Origin of the sequence: Streptomyces zinciresistens K42 (genome assembly GCF_000225525.1) — a bacterium.
Taxonomy (GTDB): Bacteria; Actinomycetota; Actinomycetes; order Streptomycetales; family Streptomycetaceae; genus Streptomyces; species Streptomyces zinciresistens.
In genome coordinates, this window is record NZ_AGBF01000403.1 from 1 (window position 1) to 2254 (window position 2254).

Annotated in this window: 2 protein-coding genes; both read left to right on the forward strand. The window is 75.6% G+C overall.

Going from position 1 to position 2254, the window contains the following annotated elements; translation table 11 throughout:
* Nucleotides 1–193: 193 nt before the first annotated feature.
* Entirely contained in the window at nucleotides 194–1153 is a 960-nt protein-coding gene (locus tag SZN_RS36770; protein WP_007506115.1) for a threonine/serine dehydratase family protein, read from the forward strand.
* 168 nt (nucleotides 1154–1321) lie between these two features.
* Nucleotides 1322–2254: serine/threonine-protein kinase (locus SZN_RS36775; protein WP_007506116.1), on the forward strand; the 933-nt coding region annotated here is incomplete at its 3' end.

Below are 2254 nucleotides of genomic sequence, written 5' to 3' on the forward strand. Positions count from 1 at the left end.
GTCGCCGCGCCGAGCTGCGGTCGCTGCTGGACCACCTCGTGCGGCGCGATCTGTCGACGGCCCGTGCGGGGCCCCGCACGGGCCCGCCCGAGCGTGCGGCGGTCGCGGCCGGCGGCCGGATTTGACCGGGGCCGTCCGCCGCGCGAGGGTGCACACGGCGCGGACCACGCCCCGCGCCGGAAAGGTGACTGCCTTGATCGGGATCTCGGACGTCGAAGCCGCGGCCGGCCTCATCGCCGGACACGTCGTGCACACCCCGACCGTGCCCAGCCCGGGTCTGTCGGACCTGCTCGGTGTGCCGGTCACGGCCAAGCTCGAACTCCTCCAGCGCACCGGCTCGTTCAAGGCGCGCGGGGCCACGGCGAAGCTCCTGTCGCTGACCGCGGCCCAGCGTGCCGCCGGGGTCGTGGCGGTCAGCGGCGGCAACCACGGCATCGCCCTGGCGATGACGGCGGCGGGGCTCGACGTGAAGGCCACCGTGGTCATGCCGCGTTCGGCGCCCGCGCACGCCGTGGAGATCGCGCGGGAGGCCGGCGCGTCGGTGCGGCTCACGGACGACATGGACGGCGCGTTCTCCCTCGTCACCCGGCTGCGCGACGAGGGGCTGACGCTGGTCCACCCCTTCGACGACCCCTTGGTCGTCGCCGGCCAGGGCACCGTCGGGCTGGAGTTCGCCGAGGACGCGGGCGACCTCACGGACGTCCTCGTCAGCGTCGGGGGCGGCGGGCTCATCGCGGGTGTCGCCGTGGCGCTGCGGGCCCGGCGTCCCGGCGTACGGATCTGGGGTGTGGAGACCGAGGGCGCCGAGGCCATGTCCGCCGCGCTGGCCGCGGGCGGCCCGGTGCCCGTGCCGCTGTCCTCGATCGTCTCCACGCTGAGCGCGCCGAGCGCGTCGCGGTTGACGTACGACCATGTCGCGGCCCTCGTCGACGACGTGCTGGTCGTCCCCGACCGGGAGGCGGTGCGGGGCGTGCTGGACCTCGCCGAGCACGCCAAGCTGTGGACCGAGCCCGCGGCCGGGGCCCTGCTGCCCGCCGCGCGGCGGATCGCGGAACGGGGCGGCGAGGGGACCCGGCTGGGGCTGGTCGTGTGCGGGGGCAACGCGACCACCTCGGACGTGGGGCGCTGGGCCGCGGATTTCGGCCTTCGCTGAAGCATTCACGCGGAATTCCACTGCCTTTTCGACGGCTTACCCGTGTGCTTGCTCACGCGTCGGAAAAGAGGAGTGAAAAAGGGCCGCTGACCGGGCCGTCCGTTGAACGCTCCCGGTGACGTCTCCCGTACTTCCTGTGGGAATGGAGAGCCGGGATGTCAGCGAGGGATGGCCATGGTCGAGCCGCGTGTCTCCAGAGCCGAGCCGCTGGCCGGAAGGTACCGCCTCGTCGACGTCGTCCATCGCGAGACGAACCGGGTCGGTCATCGCGCCGAGGACATGGCGACCGGGCGGCCCTGCCTCGTCACCCGGATCACGCTGCCCGGTGAGCAGAGCGCGCAGGACGGGCGCCGTGCCACCGCCCGGGTGGTGCGCGTCTCGGAGCGGATGGCGCTGCTGCGTCCGGGCCGGGTGGCGAGGGTCCGGGACGTGGGCGCGGACGCCGGGTCGCTGTGGGTGGTCACCGAGTGGATCGACGGCACGCCGCTCACCGAACTCCTCGACCGGCAGGGCTCGTTCGACCACGCGCGGGCCGCGGGCATCGCGCTCGGCCTGCTCGACGTGCTGGAGGCCGCGCATGTCGCGGGCATCACCCACGGCGAACTGAGCCCCGGTCAGGTCTTCGTGGACGACGGGGGCTCCGTCGTGGTCACCGGCTTCGGGCTGGCCGGGGCGACCCTCGCGCCCCGGGTGGCCGCACCCGCGTACGCGGCACCGGAACAGGCCCGCGACGAGCGCGTCGGGCCCGCCTCCGACCTGTGGGCGCTCGGCGCGATCCTCTACTCCCTGCTGGAGGGCCGCCCGCCCTACCGTGACCGGGACCGGCCCGAGACCACGCTGAAGGGCGTGGACCGGCTGCCGCTGCGCGCCCCGGTCCGCTCCGGCCCGCTCACCCGGACGGTGCAGGGGCTGCTGCGCAAGGACTCCCGGGAGCGGCTGAGCCGGACGGTGGTCCGCGAGGCGCTCGTGCGGGTCCTCGACGAGGACCACGGCGGCGCCCCGCCGCGGGAGGACCCCGCCCGGGTGACGCGCCGCCGGACGGCCGGGCCGCTCCGGGGCCGGCGGGCGCCGGCCCTCGGCACGGCGCTGGCGGTGGTCACC